Genomic DNA, 24,942 nt, shown 5'->3' on the forward strand with positions numbered 1-24,942 from the left:
AAAATCGATAACTAAAACTGATATTTCCTCTTCAGAACTTATACCAATTCGTAATTACGAATTACGAATTACGAATTACGAATTAATACAAGTCCCCTTATTTATGAATTCGCAAGTTGTCGGTAGCGTTCCTGAACTTCCTGAATCGAAAATAAAGTTTCAAACTTCAACCCAGCTGACTGATACAACTCGCCTCCCCCTTGCTCTCTGTCTACTAGTGAAATTACTTGATTTACGGTATAACCTGCATCCTTAAGACGCTCAACCGCTTTCAGAGCAGATTGCCCAGTTGTCACCACATCTTCCAAAACTACTACTTTTGCACCTTCTGGTAAACTAGGGCCTTCTATATAAGCTCTCGTCCCGTAACCCTTGGCTTCCTTGCGAATAATCAGTGCTGGTATCGGTCGGTTTTCATAAACCGAAACTATACTCACTGCTGTCACAATTGGATCAGCCCCCATTGTTAAACCACCTACAGCCTGTGTATCTACAGGTAATAAAGGAAACAGCAAGCGTCCAACTGCCAAAGCGCCTTGAGGATGGAGTGTTACCTGTGTTTTGTTGACGTAATAAGAACTACGCAGCCCAGAAGAGAGGAGAAAATCACCCTCTTGATAAGCAAGTTGACAAAATAAATCTAGTAGCTTGTGGCGCAAAATAGTCAAATCAGGAGTGGTTGCCCAAATATCTGAGTGGGTAAGAGTTTCAGTAGGATACGTCATTACAAAACATTAAAAATTGTGCTACACCAAAGGTTGAACTTATCAGAGTTCTGAACTTAAGCATAAATTAAGATTGCCCAAAAATTGAGGAGTCAGAAACGTGGGTATAAAATTCAAAACCTTTGGTGGTTTATTAGTGCTGCTTGCTGCTGGTATTGCTTTTCCCTCTGTTGCATCTGCCCAAACGGCAACACCCAATTATGAAACGACGAGTGATGTCTTTGAACGAGCTTATTTTAGTCACGATCGCAATTTCTACGAAAATGGCAGCCTCAAACGTCAGCTAGACTCATTACTCGGATCTGGTTCCAGTTTCGGTGGTTCCTTCCCAGAAAATGAAATTGCTCACGATGCTGAATTGGTTAACACTTTATATCATGATGTCCTGACTCAGCAAGTCGGCAACGATCCTTATATTCGCACTCCTGATTTACCAAATCCTTATGACACATCCCTAATGATGTCTCCTCGTTTGAATAGCAACAAACTCAAACTAGGAACTGAATTCAGGTTTGAAACTTTACCATCTCGGTAAGATTAGGGAGTGGGGAAGATGGGAAAATAATTACTAACCAACATTTCAGCAACGCTCACTACAAGTGCCCGTGCCCAATGCCCCATACCCTCTATTACTAATTTTCGATGATTCAGTGCGCCCTGCTGGAATCGAACCAGCCTTAAGGCGAATTATGAGTTCGCTGCCTCCCCAATCGGCCAAAGGCGCATGTTTTGCTGGGTTTCGGGTTGCTATGAGTAAATTGCTTTAACTCTTAGGTCAACTTTATTTGCTAATTAATTTTAGAGTGAGGAAAATATCTCACACACTGAGTTTAGCCAATTCCATAATTATATCACAAATTTCTTGTTTGTGAAGAGTGGACAATAATTTCCCAGCTTTTTATACTACATAATTTGATCATAGATATAGTGCAAACTAATATTGATTAAGTTCCTTTAAGGATTGAGGTCAAAAGCTTCACTATTCTTAAATAGACCAGCATTCTATTGTGATAGCTTGTCAGCGATGAAAATAAATTCTACTGTACTTCTTACTTTGATTTTGCTAATTCTGATGATGGGAGCCGGCTCTGTGAGCGCGTTTTTGGGCTTTGAACTAGGGAGTTCAGCACTTAAAGGCGTTACTACACCAGATGGGCGTCCCACAACCAAATTTGCCAGTAATAAGGCAAATAGCTCTCAACAAGGGGGGCTAGTGCTATTAAAAGAGGAAGAGATTCTGAAAATTGTCAAGGCACGAGTTGAGGGTAAGACCAAGGCGGCTAAATCTGAAAAGCTAGAGGAAGATGATGAAGAAACCAATAGCAGCAAGCAGAAGCCAGAGGAAAAACCCCCAGAAGTGGTTGAAGAAAAGCCCCTACCAGGTTTTCCGGTTACTGCCCAAAGTCAGGGTGTAACCATGATTGTGCAATCTGCTCACTACTCTGGTGGTGATTTGCTACTAAAAGTGAAAATGCAGAACAAAGGTAAGGATTCTGTGCGCTTCCTGTATAGTTTTTTAGATGTTACCGATGACAAAGGACGAACTCTAAGTGCAAGTACAGAGGGCTTACCAACAGAATTGCCTGTAAATGGGCCAGCATTTTCAGGTACAGTGAGCATTCCCACAGCTTTACTTGATGATGTCAAGAAAATATCACTTGCTCTTACCGATTATCCTGCTCAACAATTGAAGCTAGAGGCATCGAATATTCCGGTAGGAAGGTAGATTGGGCAACTGGAGATTTTAGATTTTAGATTTTAGATTTTAAATTGGGGACTTGGTACTAAGCAATTTACCTAGATACCCAAAACTAAATCCAACATCCAAAATCCAAAATCCAAAATCCAAGAATGGGGGACGTGAGTTTTACACGAGCTTTGGCAGTGAGTGGTTTTCCTAATTTAATTTGGACAGACGTGGCGCTGCGGTTGTTATCAGTGCTACTACTGATTGCCATAAATGCCTTTTTTGTGACGGCGGAATTTTCGATGGTCAGCGTGCGGCGATCGCGTATTCACCAGTTAGTTAAGGCTGGGGATATTCCTGCGATCGCAGTAGAAATGCTACAACGCAGTATTGACCGACTGTTATCTACCACTCAGTTAGGTATTACCCTCTCTAGTTTGGCGCTGGGATGGATTGGCGAAAGTACGATTGTTGTCCTGGTGAATGCCTGGTTGAGATCCTGGCCTTTACCAGTTAGCATGACTATCTTCCTGGCACATTCCCTATCAATTCCTATCGCCTTTTTCTTAATTGCCTATTTGCAAATTGTGATCGGCGAACTATGCCCCAAATCCTTAGCCATGTTGTACTCAGAGCAGCTAGCGAGGTTTTTGGGCCCCTCAGTAAAAGCGATCGTGCGTTTTTTTGGCCCCTTCATCTGGATTCTTAACCAATCAACTCGTTTTTTATTGCGGATTTTTGGCATCCAATACACAGGTCAAGGCTGGCGACCGCCTGTAACTCCCGAAGAATTGCAACTAATTATCTCTACAGAATGGGGTTCTACTGGGTTACAGCGTGCAGAACGAGAATTGCTCAATAATGTTTTTGAGTTTGGCGATGTCATGGCCCAAGATGTGATGATCCCCCGCACCAGTATTATCACCCTGCCAAAAGATGCAACCTTCCAAATATTACTCAGGGAAATGGCTTCTACTGGTTACTCTCGCTACCCAGTGATTGGCGAATCTTTGGATGATGTTCGCGGCATTGTTTATTTTAAAGATTTGGCACAACCTTTAGCCGTAGGAAAACTCAGTTTAGAGACACAGATTCAACCTTGGATGCGTCCCGCCCGGTTTGTTCCAGAACACACGCCCTTAAGTGAACTTCTGCCCATGATGCAGCAAGAGAAACCCGCTATGGTCATGGTAGTGAATGAATTTGGCGGTACTGTGGGACTAGTGACAATCAAAGATGTCATTGCCGAAATCATTGGCGACGCAAGCGAACCTGAAAACAGCGACGAATTATTGATTCAGATGTTAGATGAGCAGAAATTTTTGGTGCAGGCACAAATCAACCTCGAAGACCTCAACGAAGTTTTGCATCTCAATTTGCCCCTGACTAGAGAATACCAAACACTAGGGGGCTTTTTGCTGTACGAGTTACAGAAAATTCCGGCTATTGGCGAAATATTCTGTTATCAAAATCTCGAATTCACTGTGATATCAATTGTTGGGCCACGCCTACATCAAATTCAACTGCGACGATTACAAGAATTAGGAGTTGAGAGTTAGGAGTTATGAATTTTAACTCCTAACTCCTCAATCTTCAAGAAGCATACGTCAGTGGATCAATAAGTCCTAATTCGGCAAAAGCTGCTAGCCGCAAGCGACAAGAATCACATACACCACAGGCGACATCTCCAGCAGCATAGCAAGACCAAGTTAACTCCCAAGGAACTCCCAGTTGGTTCCCCAGTTGGATGATTTCGGTTTTTTTTAGGTTGATTAGGGGTGCGACAATCTTAATTGGTTGCCCCTCACGCCCTTGTTTGGTTCCCAGACGAAAAACTTCTTGCATTGCTTCGATATAGTCGGGGCGACAATCAGGATATCCTGAATAATCGAGGGCATTAACGCCGATATAGACACGCTCTGCTGCGATCGCTTCGGCGTAACCAAGAGCAAAGCTTAAAAAGATGGTATTACGAGCCGGAACGTATGTAACAGGAATATTTTGAGACATTTCATCCAGCGATCGCTCCTGGGGTAAATCAATGGTGTCATCGGTAAGTGCCGAACCACCCCATTGTCGTAAGTCAAAATTAACAACTTGATGTTTTGCGATCGCAGCTTTTTGAGCAACAGCAAGAGCTGACTTTAACTCTTGTCGGTGTCGCTGCTGGTAATCAAAGGAGATAGCATGACATTCACAGCCATCAGCCTGAGCTTTATACAAAATTGTGGAAGAGTCCAATCCCCCAGATAACAGAATTACAGCTTTCATCTCAGTTGCAAATTTTGGATTTCAAATCGCCAATTGAAGAAGAATTCAGAAGCCCGAATTCAGGAGTCAGAATCACTCTCGTGGGAGATTCAGACCCGCCACTCGATTGTTGCACCACTAAATTTATGATTTAGTGGGGGTCTTAAACCCATTTATTCATCCGCCAGTCGTACAGAATTAATTCTGACTCCTGACTCCTGAATTCTGATTGATCAAACCTTAACAAAATGCCAGAAAGCAATGCCAAGAACAATTTACACTTAGGTCTTACCGAATTTTTTACAGTTAATCAAAAGACATATTTTTTTGGAGAAAGTGCAAAATCCCAAACAAACCCGAAATATCTATACAAAAGATATTTGGATTACGGGAACCGATCACAAACTTTGAAATTCTTCATAAACATAGGCTCTATGTTACCATCTGGATGGTTTTAGACGGATCGTAACTGGCTTTCGAGTATAAACGCCAACGGCCGTAGCGTCTCTAAATTTGGTGGTTGAGGAGAGAATAATAGTGCAAGATAGCATGTCAGTGGCAGAAACGAATCCATACACACAGCGAAACCAGCCACGACCAATCCGCATAGGCGTGATTGGAGTGGGTAACATGGGACAACACCACGCTCGCGTGCTGAGTTCAATGAAAGATGTTGAACTAGTCGGAGTGGCAGATATTAACGTCGAGCGAGGATTAGAAACTGCCAGCAAGTATAAGGTGCGTTTTTTTGAAGATTACTGTGACCTGCTACCCCTTGTGGAAGCAGTTTGTGTAGCTGTTCCCACCCGTCTGCACTATGCTGTGGGCATCAACTGTCTGTTAGCGGGAATTCATGTTTTGATTGAAAAACCGATCGCAGCCAGTATTTCAGAGGCAGAGTCTTTAGTCAATGCTGCGGCTGAGTCTCAGTGTATCCTGCAAGTGGGTCATATTGAGCGTTTCAACCCAGCTTTTAAAGAATTGAGCCAAGTACTGAAAACAGAGGAATTGCTGGCGCTAGAAGCCCACAGAATGAGTCCTTACTCAGATCGGGCAAATGATGTTTCGGTTGTGCTGGATTTAATGATCCATGACATCGACCTACTTCTGGAATTAGCTGCTTCCCCAGTCACAAAATTGACTGCTAGCGGTACTCGCTCCCTAGACTCTGGTTATTTAGATTACGTAACCGCCACCTTGGGGTTTGCCAATGGTATTGTTGCTACTCTGACTGCCAGTAAAGTCACCCACCGAAAAATTCGCCGGATTGTCGCCCATTGCAAAAATTCATTTACCGAGGCAGATTTCCTCAAGAATGAAATTTTGATTCATCGACAAACCACTGCCAATTCTCTCACCGACCACCGACAAGTACTTTACAGGCAAGATGGTGTAATTGAAAAAGTCTACACCAGCAATATTCAACCTTTGAGTGCAGAATTAGAGCATTTTGTCAACTGCGTACATGGTGGCAATCAGCCTTCAGTAGGCGGTGAACAAGCTCTCAAAGCACTGAGACTGGCAAGTTTGATTGAGCAGATGGCGCTGGAAGATCGAGTTTGGAATCCCTTAGACTGGCAATCGGAACCAAGAGTACAATCATTGACCCCGACAGCCTAAAAGAAGAGGGCATGAGGGGGATGAGGCAGACAAGGTAAAATTTTCTCCCTTCTCTCCCCCCTACTTCCCCACAGCATCAATCTCAGAAGAAAACCCTAAAGTATGTTTTGAAATTAGCCATCAAATCTTTAGATCCTCCCTAGTCCTTCAAAAAAACGACTAAGGGGGATCTAAAAAATTGGAAAATAAAACCTAGTGGTTCATGTCATTAATTAAATTGTGATAAATGAGGGTGAGCAGATCCCCGACTTCTTGAAGAAATCGGGGATCTCGCAGCCCCGCACAATTAATGAAACAGATCCTTAACTTTTGCTTGTCTGAGTCTGTTTCCAACTGGTTCCCAGCCTGGAGGCTGGGAAAGCATTCCCTGAGGCTCCGCCTCCTCTTTTTTGGCGAGAGGCAGAGCCTCTCATAATACGTTACCAGCCTCCAGGCTGGTAACGAGGCTACAGAAGTATTTGGGCTTTTCTTAGTGCCATTGGGCCAAGCTAACTTGACTCTAACAATCCAGAACAATTACCTTTTAAAAAAGCTAAGGCGGAATCTTAGTAACAGAACTAGTACAGCAATTTCAGGAATTGACTTAATGCTTGAATGGATAACTAATACTATCAACTATTTTGGCCATTGGGGAATTGCCCTACTAATGTTCTTAGAGAATCTTTTTCCCCCTATTCCTTCAGAATTGATCATGCCACTAGCTGGATTTACAGCAAGTCCATATCAACCAGGAGGCCCAAAGCTGAATATCATTGGTGTGTTTTTTGCAGGACTTTTGGGTTCTGTATTGGGCGCACTTATTTGGTACTATCCAGGTAAGTTTTTGGGCGAAACCCGTTTGAAAGCTTGGGCTGATAAATATGGCAAATGGCTGGCTATATCCAGTAAAGATATCACCAAGGCCAAAGTGTGGTTTGATCGACAAGGTAGAAAAGCAGTATTAATTGGTCGTCTTGTACCAGGAATCCGCACCTTGATTTCTGTTCCCGCAGGGATCAGCAATATGCCTTTGCTACCATTTTTGTTTTACACAACATTAGGTAGCGCGGCTTGGGTGGGTTTGCTAACATACTCAGGATACGCCTTGGGTAGTCAGTATGAACTTGTGGACAAGTATCTTGCTCCTGTATCCAAAATCGTACTTGGGGGTTTGGTTTTGGCATTTATTTTCTGGATATCCAAGCGCCAGTTAAGACGTACTAGAAGATGAAACACGGACGCTTTTGGTTTGAAAGCAGTGAAAGCAGGGGTTACATCTGGCCAAAATTCGCCTACACTATGCCAAATAATACTAGATGTGCGTTGGCAGAGCTTACCGGAGATATGGCCGGAATTAATTTTTGGCGTATTTCTAGCTACACTTGACGCAACCTAGAATTTCTGGTTGCTCGCATTTTTGTAAGATGAGCATGACAACTTTTTACAGTTAAGTTTGAACTAGGAGCTTTCATGACAGACCAACCTTCCGCCGCTACCCCTATTAATGCCGCTGCTATACCGATGAATAGAGTGTCGGCATCCACTCCCATAAATGCTGTTAATAATCCTACCCAAAGCACAGGAACGGTTTCAGGAAAAACAATTCTCAGTGTTGATTTAGGCAGAACTTCCACAAAAACTTGTGTGAGTCGCGAACCTGGTAACGTAGTGTTCGTACCTGCCAACGTCAAGCAGATGTCAATAGAGCAAGTACGCGGTGGTGTTTTTGAAGCCCGCGCTACTGACCCCTTAATGGATTTGTGGCTGGAATATCAAGGCAATGGATATGCCGTTGGTCAACTAGCAGCAGATTTTGGGGCGAATTTAGGAGTCGGACAATCTAAGGTAGAGGCTGCACTGGTAAAAGTGTTAGCAAGTGCTGGCTACTTTAAACTCAAAAATGATATCTCAGTCGTACTGGGTCTGCCTTTTCTTTCTCTAGAGCAATTTGAAAAGGAAAAAGCACAGTTGATTAGCCAAGTAGGTGGTCCTCATGTGTTGAACTTCCGAGGCGAATCTGTGTCGCTGAACGTCAATAAAGTTTGGGTTATGCCAGAAGGCTACGGCAGCTTGCTGTGGTCTGAAGCTCAACCAAAGAAAAATCCTGGCAGTCCCGATTTTACAAAAATATCGGTAGCGATCGTCGATATTGGACATCAAACCGTCGATCTTTTGATGGTAGATAACTTCCGTTTTGCTAGAGGTGCTTCTAAGAGCGAAGACTTCGGGATGAATAAGTTTTATGAATTGGTGTCTGCCGAAATCGAGGGAGCAGATAGTCAATCTCTAGCGCTGATTTCCGCCGTGAACAAACCCAGAGGTGAACGCTATTACCGTCCTAAAGGCGCTAGCAAGCCCACCAACCTAGATGATTTTCTTCCTAACCTTACGGAGATGTTTTCTCGCGAAATCTGTAGCCGTGTGCTAGCCTGGTTGCCAGAACGCGTCACCGATGTGATTCTTACTGGCGGTGGTGGTGAGTTCTTCTGGGACGACGTTCAACGTCTACTCAAAGAAGCAAAGATTAATGCTCATTTAGCAGCACCTTCCCGTCAGGCGAATGCTTTGGGGCAGTATATTTATGGAGAGGCACAATTATCCTCCAATCGCGCTGCTAGGGCATAAAGCTGATGTTCCAATGGTCAAAAAAGGTAGTTAAATCCGTCACGTTCAACCCAGAGCTTGCTGATGAAAGCTTGTTAGCGCAAGTAGAAAGTTATTTGGAAAAACAACCAGACAAGACTTTCAGCGACCTCTGTAAAGAAGCCTTATGGCAATCTTTATGTGTACCGGAACCTGTACAACCTGCTCCACAAACGGCAGTAACAACACCGATTGATCAACAAATCGGTGAATTGCAACGTCAAGTGGCTGGACTTGAGGAACGTTTTTTTGCCAAGGGATCTAATCGTTTGGAGGCGATGGAACATCATCTACTGCAACTTTCTCAACAAGTTGCACAACTGGCGCTCATAGTCAATGATCGATCGTTCATTCCGTCTCCAAGTCAATTAGAAGTAGTAAATAATACTTCTTATACTGTTGCTACCCCTCCTCAAGAGGTTGACCCCGTAATCAGTCGCCTTAGTCAGTTTCTCGATGATTTTTAACGAGCAATTAGGTTTGTGAGCAGTTTTTGCTCATGTTAACAATCCTTAATAGTTAATACTATTAAGGATTATTAATGTTTATATATTTTGTACACATACAATATTTGCATTTGGCAACAAGCCGTCACCCTTTTTCTTTGGAGACACAAAGCAACTTACTTGTGTCTATATATCTACCTGGCTAATAAAGTTGTGTAAAAGAGCGATCGCACATCAATTTTTAGTATGCGCTCAAAGTGGGATACAGTATTATTTAGGGCTATAGTATAAAGTTTTTCGCTTCTAACAATCTACAGCCGGAAATTACCCAGTTATACTGAGATAAACGAGTGTAAGTCAAAACACAGTTTGAGTTCAGTTGACACTTATCACTATGAGTAATACCAGTTTTTGGAAGCCTGCTTATCAGCTTTTTAAGCCAGAGGAACCACTTACTACGCCTGAAGAACTGAGAAATTTTTATGTCCAGCGAGCCAACAGTCCTGTAGAGAATTTAATCACTTTCTTGGATATGGAAGACGACCCAGCTAAATTTTTACTAGCAGGTCACAGGGGTGGTGGCAAAACTACAGAATTGCGGCGATTAGAACAACATTTGAATAGTAAGTATACAGTAATTTGGATTGATACTGTAACTGCTCTCGACCAATACAACATTGGCTATGCTGAGGTTGTAGTCCTAATTGGAATTAAAATTTTTGAAAAAGTTATTCAACGAGAGTGGGGTTTAAAAGACGATTTATTAAATGATTTACTTGAAAGTCTCAAAACTGTAGTTTATCAAGATGAAGACGCTGAAAATACTGGTCTTGAACTTCCAGAAATTATCAAAAAACTAGGTCTAATTCTTAAACAAGGACTAACTCGAAAAGTTACTACAACTCTCAACATTCGTCCGCAGCTTAGTAAAATCATTGAGCGAGTTAACGCCATCATAGAAGCTGCCGAGAAACGAAACAAGCAGAAGTTACTGGTAATTGTAGATGGTCTTGACCGACACGATCAAGTTACAGCCTTGGAAATGTTCGCTAGTCCACTGCTGACTCAGCTAAGTTGCCATATTATATATGCCATTCCGATTTCACTCAGGTATTCTCCAAGCTTTCGTCAACCAATGGAAAGCTTTCAAAAATGCTTAGATTTAACTAATCCACCAGTATTTGAGTGCGATGAAAATTTATGTCCTACTATAATCCCTAATCAACTTGGTAGAGACATTCTTAATAGTGTAATTCATAAGCGTTTAGCAAGTTTGGGTGATGCTTATAAGGGTTTATTTAATCCAGATGCGCTAGAACTAATTTCGGAAAAAAGTGGCGGTGTCATGCGTGACTTGGTGCGACTGGCTCGTACAGCTTGTGAAGTTTCTTTAAGGCTAAATTTGATATATATAGACTTAGATGTTGCTAAAGAGGCTGTGCAAGAAGTTCGCAGAGAATATAATTTAAGTGATTACCATTTCCCTGAACTAGATAAAGTTCACCGCACAGGTTGCTTAACTACTAACACCCATAGTTTGCCTAATAAAGGTCAGTTTGTGATTTGTGATGAGCTTTTGCAAAACAAATTTGTATTAGGTTATTACGATCGCAGTAAAAAATCCTGGTTTGATGTGAACCCTATTCTATTAGAAGATTTACAACGTTGGCAAGCTACTAACTCTCCAAAAATTTAATGGTTGTTTTCTTTCCTAATTAGCAATTATTCATCAAAAAAATGGCTTCTAACGAAGATAACACTTATTCTCTAAGTGTAAATGACGCAACAGAGCTAAATAAATTAGTTAGTTTCTTAGAATTATCTAGTGGGACAACGACAATTTTTGCTATTGCACCGGAGAGTGGACCACAACATCCGGTAGTCGAGGAAATCAAGTTACTTTTAGCAGATGAGTATCATACTTTTAAAGAACCTCAAAACTTTTTTTACAGTGATAATTCACTCTATAACTTTCTCTACAGTTTAGATGAAACTGGGCTGCATAATTCTCAAACTAAACGCGAATTGATAATGGCATTTGGAATTGACCAATTGCCGACATCACGCTTGAAACAAGAGATGAAGCAGTTGAATTTAGGGAGAGACTCGCTATTTGGTCGGGAATTAGTCATAATTTTCTGGCTGAATAAAGAGGAATTTTTAGAAGAGTTTCGTAACCGTGCGCCTGATTTCTGGGATTGGCGGGGTAAGTTGGTGAAATTTGAAGCACGTCCACCCGTAAATCCTCTGTTTTATCCTTATCTAGAGTGGTTGATAGCTGAGAATTCCTATCTCAAAATCAGTGGCGTGATGCAAGTCCAGCGCCAAGTAGATATTTTTCTGGATCAAATTTATGTTTCACTACAAGCAGTAAGGCGACAGCAAATTACAGAAACGTCGAAACTAGACCAAGAGATGACTACATTTCGCCAAGCTGATAGGTTGAGCATGAGCATCTCTAGCCCCTACGATTTAGACGAACCTTACTATTACGAACCAGTTTTAATAAGTTCAATACCCACTACTAGCACCAAAACAGTAACACAAAGAATTGATTTATCCCATGCAGTGCGCGAGAATCAATACTGTGTGATTCTCGGCGCTCCAGGTGCGGGAAAGACAACGTTACTGCGTTATCTAGCGCTACATTTTGCCATAGCGAAACGTGATGGCAATGAGATAGTAATAGGTGGTGAACCCCAAGAAGAATTGGGTAAAGCTCTGTTGCCAATTTTCTTTCGTATTGCCGATTATGCAGAACGACTGCAACAAGAACCAGAGTTAAGACTGCTGGAGTATCTGCGCCAATTCTACCGCCAGTGGGAAGCTTACTTTCAAGATGAAGCGGAAGTGGGAACCGAGATGGCGACGCTACTATTAGAAAAAATGCGTCAAGGGCAGTGTTTAATGCTGCTCGATGGTCTAGATGAGGTATTTGAACAAGAAAGCCGCAGGCTGATTGTGGAAAGAATTGATCAGTTTGTCAATGCTTTCTCTACTAATAAGTTTGTCATTACCAGCCGCATAGCTGGCTACCGCGATGTGAAACTGAGCAGCCGTTTTGCTGAGTTCACTATTGAAGATATGGGTAGCGAACAAGTAGAAAAATTCCTGGAACGCTGGTGTTTGGCGATAGAAAGAGCGCAGCAGCCAGAAGCTAGTGAGGCGCAATGGCAAAGAGCAGGAGATGACCAAGCAAAGAAGATTTTAGAAGCAATTAAAGACAATGAGGGTGTAAAGCGCTTGACAGCGAACCCTCTATTATTGACAATTTTGGCACTGATTCACCGCAATGGTGAGCGCCTACCTAACCGCCCGGTGAAACTTTATGAATTGGCAGTGCAAACCTTGACGGAAGATTGGCAGCTAGGTAAGAAGTTGCCAGATGCTCCGAAAGTGCTACTGAACCAAAATGAAGTAGTGGCATTTTTAGCACCACTGGCTTACTGGATGCATGAGGAGAAGCCCTCTGGTTTAGTCACTGAGGCAGAAGTTGAACAACAGTTAGCAGCAAAGCTAGCAGAATTAAATGATACTGACCTAGAATCAGACTCAGTACGGCTTGCCGTGCAGGAGTTTTTACGAAAAGTGCGGGAAACAACAGGTCTATTTGTGGAACGTGCGCCTGGAGTCTACGGCTTTATGCACCTGACGTTTGAGGAGTATTTTGCTGCACGTTATATCGCTGACAATGAAGTAAGCGATATTTTAGCAATTATCCGTAAACATTTGCATGAGCCGCGTTGGAATGAGCCGATTTTACTAGCTTTAGGCTATTACGGAATTTATTCTCCGAAACAGGTTAATAAGCTGGTTGAGCAGCTTTTCAGTAATCTTGAGGCTTATGAACCTGTAATTAAAGGTGCGAAGTTAAAAATCAAAAATGCATCTTCGCAGGATGCAATTATTATCTGGTCAGGTTTGCAAGAGGAATCAACTACTAACTATAAGCAGTCGGAATTACGGTTGAAAGATTTATTATTTGCTGGTGAAGTTTTAACTCAAGTTGAGGTAAATAGCAGTCGTCGCAAAAAGCTAATTCAAAAATTAGTTATCACCTATCTTGGTTTAGATACAGACTTTGACGATGATGCAACTAAACAACTGTTAAGGCTGTTACGCCAAATTGAAATTTTTAACCAGAAAGGTGAAGTTCTGGCACGACTGAAAGAATTTGCTAATGACTCAATACTTACTGAAGAGATAAGAGTAAAAGCACAGACAGCTATTCTTTATGTTGCTTGTGGTGAATCAGGGGCAGGATTAGTTAGTTGTGCGATTGATATTGTCAATCAGCTAGAGCCTAATATATTTTGTAGTCTTAGAGAGTTGGTTAAAGAAGTCGGTGAAGAAATGACATCGGCTCTAGAAAATTGTCTAGAAAATTATAGTGGTGATCAAGATTCTCAAAGGGCATTAAACTTACTCACCGCAATATCTTATATTCGTACAGATAAATATACAAAAGCTGTTGAGCTTCTAGAAAAAATCAATGTTCAGCCAAATGTCAGATACAGTGCTTATATAGCTTGGTCAATTGCGACTTGTTATCAGGAACAAGATAAATTTGATCAAGCAATTGACTACTATCAGGAATGCTTTGAAAAACTAGCCTTATATATTCATCCATCAGCTTTTCTACTGTTTTGGAGAAATCGGGGTATTTGTCATCGCTTACACACCAAATACGAGCAATCACTAGAATGCTTCCAGCAGGCGTTAGCTATAGACAGAGAGTTTCACAAGTCTGAAGATGAAGCAAGTGATTTGTGGAATATTGGCAAAACTTATCAAAGTTGGGGCAAATATGAGCAAGCGATCGCCTACCACCAACAAAGCCGTGACCTCTATGAACAATTAGGTAAAGAGAAAGATATAGCTAACCAGTGGTATCTGCTAGCTGATTGCTATCGTGATTGGGGTAAATATCAGGAAGCCGTAGAATCTGAGGAAAAGGATTTGGCAATTCGCCAGCAGTTAGATGACCAAACTAGAATAGCTCTTGCTCATTATCAACTAGGACGCATTTATCAAGAATGGGGTAAATACGAACAAGCGATCGCCCACCACCAACAAAGCTGTGATCTTTATGAGCAATTGGATCAAAAAAAGAATGTAACAACTATGTGGTACTGGTTAGGTGATTGCTATCGAGAATTGGGCAAATATGAGCAAGCAGTCCAATATCAGCAAAATTGCCTGGTAAAACGTCAAAACTTAGAAGAAAAATCAGATGTAGCTTCGGCATACAATCAACTAGGACGCATCTATCAAGCATGGGGTAAATATGAACAAGCGATCGCCCACTACCAACAAAGCCGTGACCTCTATGAGCAATTAGGTAAAGACAAGGATGTTGCAAGCCAGTGTTATTGGTTGGCTAATTGCTATCGGGAATGGGGTAAATATGAACAGGCATTAGAGTATGAGCAAAAGGACTTGGCAATTTGCCAGCAGTTAGATGACCAAACCGGAATAGCTCTTGCTCATTATCAGCTAGGTCGCATCTATCAAACTTGGGAAAAATATGAACAAGCGATCGCCTACCACCAACAAAGCCGTGAACTCTATGAGCAATTGGGTAAAGAGAGAAATGTAGCTAATCAGTGGAACTGGTTGGGTGATTGCTACCGAGAATGGGGCAAATATCAGCAGGCTGTCGAGTTCCAGGAAAAAGAATTAGTAATCCGCCAGCAGTTGGATGACCAACCCGGAATTGCTCTTGCCTACTGGCGCTTAGGTCGTATATATCAAGCTTGGGGCAAATATGAACAAGTGATCGTCTACTTCCAACAAAGCCTTGACCTCTATGAGCAATTAGGTAAACAAAAGGACGTAGCTAACTTATGGTGGTGGCTAGCTAGTTGCTATCGGGATTGGGGCAAATATCAGCAGGCAGTCGAATATGAACTCAAGGATTTAGCAATCCTTCAACAACTGGATGACCAAACAAATGTAGCCGATGGCTACAATCAACTAGGTCGAATCTATCAAGCATGGGGTAAATATGAACAAGCGATCGCCCACTATCAACAAAGCTGCGACCTCTATGAGCAATTGGGTAAAGAGAAGAATGTAGCTAACCAATGGTATAACTTAGCTAGTTGCTATCAAGATTGGGGTAAATATGAGCAGGCACTCGAATATGAACTCAAGGATTTAGCAATCCGTCAACAACTGGATGACCAAACAAATGTAGCGGATGCCTACAATCAACTAGGTCGAATTTATCAAGCTTGGGGTAAATATGAACAAGCGATCGCCTATTTCCAACAAAGCCGTGACCTCTATGAGCAATTGGGTCAAGAGAAGAATATAGCAAACCAATGGTACTACCTGGCTAATTGCTATCGGGATTGGGGCAAATATCAGCAGGCACTCGAATATGAATTCAAGGATTTAGCAATCCGTCAACAACTGGACGACCAAACAAATGTAGCCGATGGCTACAATCAACTAGGTCGAATCTATCAAGCATGGGGTAAATATGAACAAGCGATCGCCTACCACCAACAAAGCCGTGAACTCTATGAGCAATTGGGTAAAGAGAGAAATGTAGCTAATCAGTGGAACTGGTTGGGTGATTGCTACCGAGAATGGGGTAAATATCAGCAGGCTGTCGAGTTCCAGGAAAAAGAATTAGTAATCCGCCAGCAGTTGGATGACCAACCCGGAATTGCTCTTGCCTACTGGCGCTTAGGTCGTATATATCAAGCTTGGGGCAAATATGAACAAGTGATCGTCTACTTCCAACAAAGCCTTGACCTCTATGAGCAATTAGGTAAACAAAAGGACGTAGCTAACTTATGGTGGTGGCTAGCTAGTTGCTATCGGGATTGGGGCAAATATCAGCAGGCAGTCGAATATGAACTCAAGGATTTAGCAATCCTTCAACAACTGGATGACCAAACAAATGTAGCCGATGGCTACAATCAACTAGGTCGAATCTATCAAGCATGGGGTAAATATGAACAAGCGATCGCCCACTATCAACAAAGCTGCGACCTCTATGAGCAATTGGGTAAAGAGAAGAATGTAGCTAACCAATGGTATAACTTAGCTAGTTGCTATCAAGATTGGGGTAAATATGAGCAGGCACTCGAATATGAACTCAAGGATTTAGCAATCCGTCAACAACTGGATGACCAAACAAATGTAGCGGATGCCTACAATCAACTAGGTCGAATTTATCAAGCTTGGGGTAAATATGAACAAGCGATCGCCTATTTCCAACAAAGCCACGATCTCTATGAGCAATTGGGTCTACAGCAGAATGTAGCTAATCAACTATCTTGGATCGCTAATTCCTACCGCAATTTAAAGGATTACATCAAGGCGATCGCCTACCACCAACAAAGCCGTAACCTCTATGAGCAATTGGGTCACGATGAGGATGTAGCTAGATGCTGTATGCAACTTGGTAACAGCCAACGCTTGCTAGCAAAAAATACCTCAGATAGAGCAGTAGCTTTTGAATTACTGGCGCAAGCTGAACAAAATATCCGTCAAGCCATCCAAATAGATACTACAAGAGACTATAAAGAAAATCTTGCTTACGACCACATTATCTTTAGCTTAATCTGGTCAGAACGCTTACGCCTATCGTCTTTTGATGACTCCTCACCGCAAGAACAAATTACCCAATTTGAAGAATATTATAATACTGGCTTGACATATCTTGCCGAACTGGGGCAGACAGTAAATCGAGCAGATGAAGCTCTTGATGTCGCCCGTGCTTATCTGGAAGTCAGCGTCTTAAAAAATCTTGATCGAGCGGAAGAACTAGGCCAAGAATTCCTCCAAGTTTTTCAGGAGTACAATCGCCGGAAACTAGAAGCTTCATCTCGTAGACTCTTGGGCGAAATATACCTGAACCGCTCTCAGCATCATCAATCAGATACTAAAGTAACTGCTACCCAGTTTTTAACAGAAAGTCTGCAAATCTACAGAGAGCTTGATTTAAGCGAAAAAGCTGCCGAGGTAGAGCAGCTAATGCATTCAAATCTAGATAATACTGGAATACTTAGCGATTAGAATTCCCACTACATAAACCAAGCCTGCGTAGATATTATATGAAACGTCTACGAAGGCGGATTTTAATTGTGAGCCAAAAGGCGCTGTCTAATAACAAGTTGTTGTCCGTCTACACACTCCATTGCAAAAAATTGCTAACTTTTGTGTTGAATATTATTAGTACATATTTTTACTAGATTCTTTTTTTACTCTGCACACTGTATAAATGCTAGAATCCTCAAGTAGACAGTTAGGATACCTAGATGCCAGTTGTAGCTAACTCAATCAAGTTTGGTACAGACGGCTGGCGGGGCATTATTGGTGACGAGTTCACCTTTGAACGCCTAGCCCTGGTCGCGCCAGTTGCCGCAAAAGTATTATATGATACATATTTTTCTACGGTTGGTAGCCGGACAATAATTGTCGGTTACGATCGCCGATTCATGGCTGAAGACTTTGCTCGTGCTGTTGCCGATACTGTCAGTGCTGTGGGATTTGATGTCCTACTGAGCGAGAGCTATGCTCCAACCCCAGCTTATAGTTGGGCAGCAAAAGAACTCAATGCTTTAGGGGCGCTGGTAATTACAGCTAGCCATAACCCTGGTAAATATTTGGGTTTAAAAGTCAAGGGTTATTTTGGTGGATCAGTACCGCCAGAAGTCACAAAAGAGATAGAAGATCAGTTGGCGGTGGGAGTACCACTAGCAGCTACCCCAGGTAAGCAAGAAAAATTCGATCCTTGGCCCAGTTATATCCACGCACTAGAACGTAAAGTTGATATCGCCAAACTTCGAGAAGCGATCGCATCTGGTAAATTGACATTATTTGCCGATGTGATGCATGGCGCTGCTGCTACTGGATTGGCGAGACTACTAGGCAATCAAGTCAAAGAAATCAACTCAGAACGCGATCCCCTATTTGGTGGCGGTGCGCCGGAACCCTTGCCAAAATACCTTTCAAAGCTTTTTGAAGTCATCAAGACTCACCGAGAAACTGATAAATCAGGTTTAACAGTGGGGTTGGTATTTGATGGAGACTGCGATCGCATTGCAGCAGTAGATGGAGAAGCCAACTTTCTAAGTTCCCAAGTCTTAATCCCGATATTAATCGACCATTTAACCCTGCGACGCGGTTTTACTGGAGAAATAGTCAAAACTGTTAGTGGTTCCGACTTAATGCCCCTTGTAGCGGCACTACATAACCTCTCAGTCTTTGAAACAGCAGTTGGTTATAAATATATTGCTGACAGAATGTTAGCAGCAAAAGTGTTGCTGGGTGGCGAAGAATCTGGAGGAATTGGCTATGGCAGTCATATTCCCGAACGTGATGCCCTGCTGTCAGCATTGTACGTCCTAGAGGCGATCGTCGAATCTGGTTTGGATTTAGGTGAATATTATCGCTACTTACAGAAAAAAACAGGGTTTATCTCAGCTTACGATCGCATTGATTTACCCTTAGCAAGTATGGAAGTGCGATCGCGTCTTTTGCAACAACTGCAAACCCAACCCTTAACGGAAATTGCAGGGAAAGCAGTGATTGATTGTCAAACAATTGACGGCTACAAGTACCGCCTTGCAGATAAAAGCTGGTTAATGATTCGCTTTAGCGGGACTGAGCCAGTTTTACGGCTATATTGCGAAGCCCCAACAATTGAGCAAGTGCATCAAACTCTTGCTTGGGCGAAACACTGGGCAGAGTAAAATTAATTATTAGTCATTAGTCCTTGGTAAATGAATAATGACTAATGACCAATGACTAATTACCAATGACCAAATTACTTGTAGTAGCCACAGGAAACCCAGGTAAGCTGCGGGAAATGCAGGCTTATCTGGAAAATTCTGGTTGGGAATTAACCCTCAAACCTGAAGAATTAGACATTGAAGAGACGGGCGAAACTTTTGCCGCTAACGCTTGTCTGAAAGCGTCACAAATTGCTAAAGCTACCGGAAACTGGGCAATTGCTGATGATTCAGGTTTGCAAGTAGATGCTCTAAATGGCGCACCAGGAGTTTATTCTGCACGTTACGCCAAAACCGACTCAGAACGGATTGCTAGGATATTGAAAGAATTAGGCAACGAGGTAAATCGACAAGCACAATTTGTCTGTGCAGTAGCGATCGCTCGTCCTGATGGTGCGATCGTATTACAATCTGAAGGGGTTTGCCACGGCGAAATTCTCCATGCGCCTCGTGGAGATAGTGGTTTTGGCTACGATCCAATTTTTTATGTGCAAGAGTTGCAATTGACCTTTGCCGAGATGACACGGGAGTTAAAGAGGTCAATTAGCCATCGAGGCAAGGCTTTTACAGCTTTACTTCCACAGTTGGAGAGAGTTAATAATTAGGAGAGACGCGATTAATCGCGTCTATATAAGAGTTAGGAGAGACGCGATTAATTAATCGCATCTGCACAAGAGTTAGGAGTTATGAATTTTGCTAAATCTTGATTCATTACTCCTGACTAATAACTTTTAACTCTTAACTCCTAACTTTTTTAAACTGCTTCTGTGTTTTTTTCGCCAGTACGAATCCGAATCACCTGCTCAACAGGCGAGATGAAAATTTTACCATCGCCGATTTCACCAGTGCGGGCAGCAGCAATAATTTTGTCTACCACCATATCAACCTGATTATCGTCAACTACAATTTCCACTTTGAGTTTTTGCAGAAATTCAACGGTGTACTCAGAACCGCGATACCGTTCAGTTTGACCTTTCTGCCGTCCGAACCCTCGAACTTCAGAAACAGTCATGCCAACAATACCAGCGTTAACTAAGGCGATTTTTACCTCATCTAGCTTAAATGGGCGGATAATAGCTTCTACTTTTTTCATCTTCTTAACTCCTGACTTCTACTAGCTTCGTTTATATATCTAACCAGATCCGCTGTCTGAAGCTGTAACCAGCAGTGCTTTTCCTAAAAGATATGTAATAATTACCACTTTTTTAAAATCATAGATGCTTTGCTTGAGGGTTTGGGATATGAGAACCAGCAAGGATTTATTTGGATAATCTTTGAAGTTCTAACATAAGTAAGTTGCTGTCAATTTAGCATTTTATGTAGCTTTTATAACCCAATAATATATCAACTCCGCCATTTAGCAGATTTGTTCGGATATTTAGAGAGTGAGTGCAGACAAATTGCATAATAGCCCGAAAGCCTGCTACTGCTGCTGACTGTGGGAATGTCAACTAACGTTTCTGATGTTCAAACAAGGGACGCACAACGAAATATCCAGCACTAAAGGCAGTCAGCATAATTAACAAGATGGTGATAATTAACCACCAACCATTGATTCCCTTGGCATCTGGCTCAGTAGTGGAATAATAATAACCTACTTGTTGCTCTTCTATAAAAACTGGTTCTGGTATGGGGAAATTTATTTCCGTTGCAGGTGTAGGAAAGGTTTGGCGGCGACTTTTTTCAGGTGGGGCTTTGGATACAGATGGACGCGAACGAGCAACCTGCTGACGTGGACGCGTTCGTGCTACTGGTTGTTTGGCGGCACTTTGAAAGTCACCAGAAGCTTGGGTAGCTTGATGATAAGTGGGTGTAGTATGGGAATCCACAAAATTTTGCAAACGGGAAAAAGATTCAACTACTTTGGTAATTTCTTGGCGCAATAGTTGATTTTCTTGTGCCAATTGCTGATTTTGGGTGGTGAGTGCATTTAGCCTCGCCTGTGCTGCTTGCAACTCTGTTGACAATTCCCTATATACAGATAGTGGTACAGAGGGAGGGTAGGCTTGAGTAGTCGGTATTGGCGAATTTCTGTGAACAGAACCTATGGTTGTTCGCATTGGGGGGTTGGTATTAAAAGTCAAGGTAATTAGATCGTACAGAGATGCTAACAGAGATAGTCAGCCCTCAAACTATGCCCAAGAATAATAGAAAAATGCCGAAAGGGCAAAGATTTTTTATTGGGGATTGGGGATTGGGGATTAGGTATTAGGTATTGGGTATTAGGTACTAAGAAAACTTTTCTCTAATCCCCAGTCCCTAGTCCCTAGCCCCCAGTCCCAATAATGGAAAGAAGTGTCCTACAGGGCCTTGCCCTTCGCCAATATCTAGGGCGTAAGTGAGTGCAGTAGTTACGTACTCCTTCGCCTGTTGCACTGCTTGCCACAAGTCTTTTCCCTTAGCTAGATTAGCAGCGATCGCAGCCGATAGTGTACAACCAGTACCGTGGGTATTTTTTGTCTCTACTTGCTGGCAAGTCAAAACTTCCAACTTGTCCCCATCAAACCAGATATCAACACCACGCAAGTCTCCCTGCATACCTCCACCCTTGACTAAAACAGCCTTCGTCCTTAAGGTCTTGTGAATAATTTCAGCGGCCTTCTGCATATCCTCCAAAGAATTAATTTGTAAACCGCTCAAAATCTGGGCTTCATAGCGATTAGGCGTGATTATAACCGCCTTAGGAATGAGGGTATGGCACAGAGTCTTCACTGCATCATCATCAATCAATTGTGCCCCTGTACGTGACACCATTACTGGATCAACAACTAGATTCTTGATTTGTAAAGCCTCCACTTGCTGGGCCACAGCAAAGATAATTTCCTGATTAAGCAACATACCCGTTTTGGCAGATTGTACGCCAATATCCTCAACTACTGCCTGAATTTGCGCCACAACAGCCTCTCTTGGCATGGCATCAACCCTCCTCACTCCTAGAGTATTTTGTGCCGTGATACAAGTTATGGCACTAGTACCGTGGACACAGTGAAAAGCAAAGGTGCGTAAATCAGCTTGAATTCCTGCACCACCACCGCTATCTGAACCAGCAATGGTTAAAGCAACAGGTATGCTGGACTTGATTTCAGTGTTCATATTATGAAGATTAAGTAAATTGGCGTCATCAAACCAAACTATCTCAAAGATTGATGAACGTGCTGAGTTAGGGGGTATGAGTTATTAATCATTCTTCTTCAGTCTCCAGGCGTAGCTTGCCAAAGGCATCGCTTCTTTAAAAAGATTTAGATCAACTTCATCAAATCCTCGCACAAAGAGCTTTCTATACTCATATCACTCTGGAAATTAGCAGGACTCCGCCAGATACTTCCATAGTATTTTGGCTTTTGTTGTAAAAAATCTTACTACATTCCGGGCATTTACTGATAACAACTACTATTTGTAAAGGTTACTTTTAACTAAGTTCACAAGGCTCAGTTACACCGCTTAGAACAGGTTCGACTAAGTTGTTACATTAGTTCCCTTAACTTAAGGGGTCAACTTACTAAAGTTTCAACCAATTTAACTTTAACCACTATAACTTTAAATCCCCAGTTATCAGTTTGGGGTGCATTTTACCATGCTAATTTGGCAACTTTCTGACCTAAAACAACGGATAAAGTTCAGAAGAATTATTATGCCAAATATCATTGCCATATCAAATATAGCAGATGGTAAAACTGGCTTGCAAACAGATGAAGATACAATTCAATTTGCCTTGTTCCAGCCTTGTTAATCAGGCGATGTTTAACAACAACCCTAAAGACGAAGCATCTACCTACTAATCGTCCGATTACCCTCAACAAAACCCTGACGATTGACGGTATTAATACCCCTAAGCATCAAGGTAGCCAGGAAAAAAATTTCAATTTTACAACAGTGTTTCTAGAACTGATGCAATTTTAAGTTGCGATCGGACAACTATGACTGTCTTTAACAGTTCAGATAGATGACCTATTCAAATAACTACTTAGCAACTGAAAAAAGTTGTTGAGAGTGTACTACCAATTCACCTTATACACATTTGAAGTAAACAGATGGCTGGCACAACATACTACGTTTCTGGAACAGGCAATGATAATAGCAATGGCTTGACTACGACAACTCCCTTCCGCACAATAGCCAAAGCAGTTTACCTTCCTCAGATGAAAGCAGGCGACACAATCCTTGTCATGAATGGGACTTACGATAACGTAGGGATGATATTTAACAAAAATGGCTCACCAAACAACTGGACAACACTCAAAGCCTATCCAGGAGCTACGCCTAAGATCATAACAACGGGAAGTGCGATGAATATATTTAGTTCATCCTACGTGCGGATTGAAGGACTTACCTTTCAGGGCAATCGGCAAAATATCACTCTAGACTATGCCTTACAACAGAAAAATAACCTGAGTAACCCCTTAACTACTGCCAATGGAATTTATGTAGCATCTTGGAAAAATAGCCAGGGAGTAGGTGGTACTAATCCTCATCACATTGTCATCACTGGTAACACAGTTAGTAACTTTCCTGGTGGAGGTATTGCTATCAGTGATGCAGACTACATCACTGTTGAGAAAAATGTTGTGTCAGGAAACGCTTGGTATTCGCCTTATGGTAATCAGGGAATTACTGCTCTTCGTAGTTTTAATTTAGATAACAATACTACTGACTACAGGATGATTTTTCGAGGTAACATTGTCTACGATAATCAAAGTCTGATTCCGTGGTATGCAGCAGGTAAAATAACTGAAGGGCACGGTATTATGCTTGACACCACTATGCAGGCTAAAGGTGGTGTACCTTATACAGGTAAGGCATTAATTGCAAATAACATAACTTACCATAATGGTAGTTCTGGTATTAATGTTTTCAAGGCTAATCATGTAGATGTTATTAACAACACAGCCTATCAGAATAGTCGTGTTCTCACAAATAATGGAGAAATTGGTGTTTCTTACTCAGATAGTGTACGTGTCTACAACAACATTTTGTATGCAGGCAACAATCAAAATGCCAATTCCATCAAGTACGCTACAAATGTAAACTTTGATCGCAACCTTGTTTATAACTCCAACATATTTCAAGCTTCAGATAATTTAAGGGCCACAGGGTTGCTGAATATTTTGGGTAAAGATCCCCAATTTGTTAATGCGGTTCAAAGTAATTTTGCGCTCAAACCTGGAAGTCCCGCGATCAATGCTGGCTCAAATGCTTTCAATAGCATCACTGGTAATGGTACTGGCATTGCAGCAGTTGATCTGGGTGCATACCTTCATCTTGGTACATACCAAGTTCCTACCCCAGGAATTCAAGCTCTCAATGGCACAGTTGAGATTGCAGATGGCAGTACTACCGGGGTTAATTTTGGTGACACCATAGTTGGTAACACCCTAATAAGTAAAGCCTTTGCCATCAATAATACTACTACACCTGCACTCAATCTGAATAATCTTCAACTTATCGAAGAATTTAGTTTGGTTGGTACTCTTCCAACGAGTCCCACATTGCTCGCAAGTTCCGCGATTTTAGTTCTCATCATCCTTGTCCGAAATATATTTCGGGCATTTTTGAAAGATTATTTTTGATGCAGTGTGAAAAACCGGAGTCTAGATTTTATAGAGAGTAGCGATCGCAGCTACTACAGATGAGGATACGATTCAATTCGACTCTAGTCTTGCTAATCAGACAATATCTGATGACCAATCTATAAATGAAGTAACTACGCGCTAATCGTCCGATCACCTTCAACAAAACTCTGACGATTGACGGTATCAATACCCTTGCTTCAACCATCAATGGTTGACAAGAGAAAATTTTTCAGTTTTACAACAGTGTTTCTATAACTGATGCGATTTCAG

The 24,942-nt window shown here is 41.9% G+C and carries 17 protein-coding genes and 1 tRNA gene; 12 read left to right on the top strand and 6 right to left on the bottom strand.

Annotated features, from left to right (window positions below; translation table 11 throughout):
- Nucleotides 1-101: 101 nt before the first annotated feature.
- Nucleotides 102-725, bottom strand: a complete 624-nt coding sequence (gene pyrE / locus FD723_RS11435) for an orotate phosphoribosyltransferase (protein ID WP_179065447.1) — start codon at nucleotides 723-725, stop codon at nucleotides 102-104.
- 100 nt (nucleotides 726-825) lie between these two features.
- Here pyrE and FD723_RS11440 point away from each other — a divergent pair, with 100 nt between their 5' ends.
- Nucleotides 826-1,260, top strand: a complete 435-nt coding sequence (locus FD723_RS11440; RefSeq protein ID WP_179065448.1) for a hypothetical protein — start codon at nucleotides 826-828, stop codon at nucleotides 1,258-1,260.
- Between the two features lie 116 nt (nucleotides 1,261-1,376).
- On the opposite strand, the gene FD723_RS11445 is transcribed toward FD723_RS11440, so the two are convergent.
- A tRNA-Ile gene (locus FD723_RS11445) sits at nucleotides 1,377-1,449 on the bottom strand.
- A gap of 300 nt (nucleotides 1,450-1,749) precedes the next feature.
- Here FD723_RS11445 and FD723_RS11450 point away from each other — a divergent pair.
- Both FD723_RS11450 and FD723_RS11455 read left to right on the top strand, forming a co-directional pair.
- Nucleotides 1,750-2,451 (top strand): hypothetical protein, encoded by a 702-nt coding sequence (locus tag FD723_RS11450; RefSeq protein ID WP_179065449.1) that lies wholly within the window; start codon nucleotides 1,750-1,752, stop codon nucleotides 2,449-2,451.
- 125 nt (nucleotides 2,452-2,576) lie between these two features.
- On the top strand, nucleotides 2,577-3,971 hold the full coding sequence (locus FD723_RS11455; protein ID WP_179065450.1) for a hemolysin family protein: 1,395 nt from the start codon (nucleotides 2,577-2,579) through the stop codon (nucleotides 3,969-3,971).
- Nucleotides 3,972-4,005: 34 nt separating this feature from the next.
- On the opposite strand, the gene queC is transcribed toward FD723_RS11455, so the two are convergent.
- Nucleotides 4,006-4,683 carry a 7-cyano-7-deazaguanine synthase QueC gene (queC, locus tag FD723_RS11460; RefSeq protein ID WP_179065451.1) on the bottom strand — a complete coding sequence of 226 codons (678 nt, stop codon included), beginning with the start codon at nucleotides 4,681-4,683 and terminating at the stop codon, nucleotides 4,006-4,008.
- 516 nt (nucleotides 4,684-5,199) lie between these two features.
- Here queC and FD723_RS11465 point away from each other — a divergent pair.
- The 8 genes from FD723_RS11465 to rdgB all read left to right on the top strand — a co-directional run bounded on the left by FD723_RS11465 (nucleotide 5,200) and on the right by rdgB (nucleotide 19,707).
- Nucleotides 5,200-6,282 (top strand): Gfo/Idh/MocA family protein, encoded by a 1,083-nt coding sequence (locus FD723_RS11465; RefSeq protein WP_179065452.1) that lies wholly within the window; start codon nucleotides 5,200-5,202, stop codon nucleotides 6,280-6,282.
- A gap of 586 nt (nucleotides 6,283-6,868) precedes the next feature.
- Nucleotides 6,869-7,492, top strand: coding sequence for a DedA family protein (locus tag FD723_RS11470; protein ID WP_179065453.1), 624 nt, complete (start codon nucleotides 6,869-6,871; stop codon nucleotides 7,490-7,492).
- 239 nt (nucleotides 7,493-7,731) lie between these two features.
- Nucleotides 7,732-8,886: a ParM/StbA family protein gene (locus tag FD723_RS11475; RefSeq protein ID WP_179065454.1), complete on the top strand. Its 1,155-nt coding sequence runs from the start codon at nucleotides 7,732-7,734 to the stop codon at nucleotides 8,884-8,886.
- A gap of 5 nt (nucleotides 8,887-8,891) precedes the next feature.
- Nucleotides 8,892-9,371 carry a plasmid segregation centromere-binding protein ParR gene (locus tag FD723_RS11480; RefSeq protein WP_179065455.1) on the top strand — a complete coding sequence of 160 codons (480 nt, stop codon included), beginning with the start codon at nucleotides 8,892-8,894 and terminating at the stop codon, nucleotides 9,369-9,371.
- A gap of 373 nt (nucleotides 9,372-9,744) precedes the next feature.
- Nucleotides 9,745-11,046 carry a P-loop NTPase fold protein gene (locus tag FD723_RS11485; protein WP_179065456.1) on the top strand — a complete coding sequence of 434 codons (1,302 nt, stop codon included), beginning with the start codon at nucleotides 9,745-9,747 and terminating at the stop codon, nucleotides 11,044-11,046.
- A gap of 41 nt (nucleotides 11,047-11,087) precedes the next feature.
- Nucleotides 11,088-17,384: a tetratricopeptide repeat protein gene (locus FD723_RS11490; protein WP_179065457.1), complete on the top strand. Its 6,297-nt coding sequence runs from the start codon at nucleotides 11,088-11,090 to the stop codon at nucleotides 17,382-17,384.
- Between the two features lie 242 nt (nucleotides 17,385-17,626).
- Nucleotides 17,627-19,063: a phosphoglucomutase/phosphomannomutase family protein gene (locus FD723_RS11495; RefSeq protein ID WP_179065458.1), complete on the top strand. Its 1,437-nt coding sequence runs from the start codon at nucleotides 17,627-17,629 to the stop codon at nucleotides 19,061-19,063.
- A 65-nt stretch (nucleotides 19,064-19,128) separates the two neighbouring features.
- Nucleotides 19,129-19,707, top strand: a complete 579-nt coding sequence (gene rdgB / locus FD723_RS11500; RefSeq protein ID WP_179065459.1) for an RdgB/HAM1 family non-canonical purine NTP pyrophosphatase — start codon at nucleotides 19,129-19,131, stop codon at nucleotides 19,705-19,707.
- A 149-nt stretch (nucleotides 19,708-19,856) separates the two neighbouring features.
- Here the strand turns inward: rdgB and FD723_RS11505 are convergent, their stop codons facing one another.
- From FD723_RS11505 to thiD, 3 genes are all read right to left on the bottom strand, one after another.
- A complete protein-coding gene (locus FD723_RS11505) occupies nucleotides 19,857-20,195 on the bottom strand; it encodes a P-II family nitrogen regulator (RefSeq protein ID WP_012410794.1) in 339 nt (112 codons plus the stop codon).
- A 358-nt stretch (nucleotides 20,196-20,553) separates the two neighbouring features.
- The gene (locus tag FD723_RS11510; RefSeq protein WP_179065460.1) at nucleotides 20,554-21,162 is read right to left on the bottom strand and encodes a cell division protein ZapB; all 609 of its coding nucleotides are present in this window, start codon (nucleotides 21,160-21,162) and stop codon (nucleotides 20,554-20,556) included.
- 199 nt (nucleotides 21,163-21,361) lie between these two features.
- On the bottom strand, nucleotides 21,362-22,195 hold the full coding sequence (thiD, locus tag FD723_RS11515) for a bifunctional hydroxymethylpyrimidine kinase/phosphomethylpyrimidine kinase (protein ID WP_179065461.1): 834 nt from the start codon (nucleotides 22,193-22,195) through the stop codon (nucleotides 21,362-21,364).
- Between the two features lie 938 nt (nucleotides 22,196-23,133).
- Between thiD and FD723_RS11520 the strand changes: the two genes are divergently transcribed.
- Nucleotides 23,134-24,669, top strand: a complete 1,536-nt coding sequence (locus FD723_RS11520) for a chondroitinase-B domain-containing protein (RefSeq protein ID WP_179065462.1) — start codon at nucleotides 23,134-23,136, stop codon at nucleotides 24,667-24,669.
- Nucleotides 24,670-24,942: the final 273 nt, after the last annotated feature.

It is taken from the genome of Nostoc sp. C052 (assembly GCF_013393905.1).
Lineage (GTDB): Bacteria > Cyanobacteriota > Cyanobacteriia > Cyanobacteriales > Nostocaceae > Nostoc.

Coding starts and splice junctions, on each gene's coding strand:
- pyrE (WP_179065447.1), bottom strand. CDS start 725: ATGACGTATCCTACTGAAACTCTTACCCACTCAGATATTTGGGCAACC.
- FD723_RS11450 (WP_179065449.1), top strand. CDS start 1,750: ATGAAAATAAATTCTACTGTACTTCTTACTTTGATTTTGCTAATTCTG.
- FD723_RS11455 (WP_179065450.1), top strand. CDS start 2,577: ATGGGGGACGTGAGTTTTACACGAGCTTTGGCAGTGAGTGGTTTTCCT.
- queC (WP_179065451.1), bottom strand. CDS start 4,683: ATGAAAGCTGTAATTCTGTTATCTGGGGGATTGGACTCTTCCACAATT.
- FD723_RS11470 (WP_179065453.1), top strand. CDS start 6,869: ATGCTTGAATGGATAACTAATACTATCAACTATTTTGGCCATTGGGGA.
- FD723_RS11475 (WP_179065454.1), top strand. CDS start 7,732: ATGACAGACCAACCTTCCGCCGCTACCCCTATTAATGCCGCTGCTATA.
- FD723_RS11480 (WP_179065455.1), top strand. CDS start 8,892: ATGTTCCAATGGTCAAAAAAGGTAGTTAAATCCGTCACGTTCAACCCA.
- FD723_RS11485 (WP_179065456.1), top strand. CDS start 9,745: ATGAGTAATACCAGTTTTTGGAAGCCTGCTTATCAGCTTTTTAAGCCA.
- FD723_RS11490 (WP_179065457.1), top strand. CDS start 11,088: ATGGCTTCTAACGAAGATAACACTTATTCTCTAAGTGTAAATGACGCA.
- FD723_RS11495 (WP_179065458.1), top strand. CDS start 17,627: ATGCCAGTTGTAGCTAACTCAATCAAGTTTGGTACAGACGGCTGGCGG.
- rdgB (WP_179065459.1), top strand. CDS start 19,129: ATGACCAAATTACTTGTAGTAGCCACAGGAAACCCAGGTAAGCTGCGG.
- FD723_RS11505 (WP_012410794.1), bottom strand. CDS start 20,195: ATGAAAAAAGTAGAAGCTATTATCCGCCCATTTAAGCTAGATGAGGTA.
- FD723_RS11510 (WP_179065460.1), bottom strand. CDS start 21,162: ATGCGAACAACCATAGGTTCTGTTCACAGAAATTCGCCAATACCGACT.
- thiD (WP_179065461.1), bottom strand. CDS start 22,195: ATGAACACTGAAATCAAGTCCAGCATACCTGTTGCTTTAACCATTGCT.
- FD723_RS11520 (WP_179065462.1), top strand. CDS start 23,134: ATGGCTGGCACAACATACTACGTTTCTGGAACAGGCAATGATAATAGC.